This window comes from Lyngbya aestuarii BL J, from assembly GCF_000478195.2.
Lineage (GTDB): Bacteria > Cyanobacteriota > Cyanobacteriia > Cyanobacteriales > Microcoleaceae > Capilliphycus > Capilliphycus aestuarii.
Genome location: NZ_AUZM01000317.1, coordinates 1 through 667, shown reverse-complemented (window position 1 = coordinate 667; position 667 = coordinate 1). Strand labels below are relative to the sequence as shown.

Here is a 667-nt window from a genome sequence, read left to right as displayed (position 1 = left end):
ATTACCGGAACTGATTTAGTTCGCGATCGCGATGGACAATGGTATGTACTCGAAGATAATCTTCGTTGTCCTTCGGGGATTTCTTATGTACTCGAAAATCGCCGCGTGATGAAAAGTACATTTCCGCAAATTTTTGCGACATTAGGAATTCAACCCGTTGATGAATATGCGAGTCATTTATTAGAAACTTTACTCAATCTTGCGCCTTCCCATATTGCTGATCCAACGGTTGTCGTTTTAACCCCCGGAATTTATAATTCAGCTTACTTTGAACATTCATTTTTAGCCCAACAAATGGGTGTAGAATTAGTCGAAGGGCGAGATTTAGTGGTGGTGGATGGTTATGTACAGATGCGAACCACCAAAGGCTTAAAACGCATTGATGTCATTTATCGTCGGATTGATGATAATTTTATTGATCCATTAGCGTTTAATTCCGAATCTTTACTCGGAATTCCGGGTTTAATGGAGGTTTATAGTCAAGGGCGAGTAGCGTTAGCGAATGCGTTAGGATCGGGGGTTGCAGATGATAAAGTCATCTATGCCTATGTTCCTCAAATGATCCGCTATTATCTCGACGAAGATCAAATCTTACCCAATGTTCCGACTTATTTATGTTGGGAAAAGCAACAACTTGATTATGTCTTAGCTAACCTCGATAAATTAG

General features: G+C 40.0%; 1 protein-coding gene. It reads left to right on the top strand.

The genetic code is table 11. From position 1 onward, the window contains the following. Positions 1-667 (top strand): circularly permuted type 2 ATP-grasp protein (locus tag M595_RS28320; RefSeq protein WP_023069974.1); only part of this gene is annotated, 667 nt, incomplete at both ends.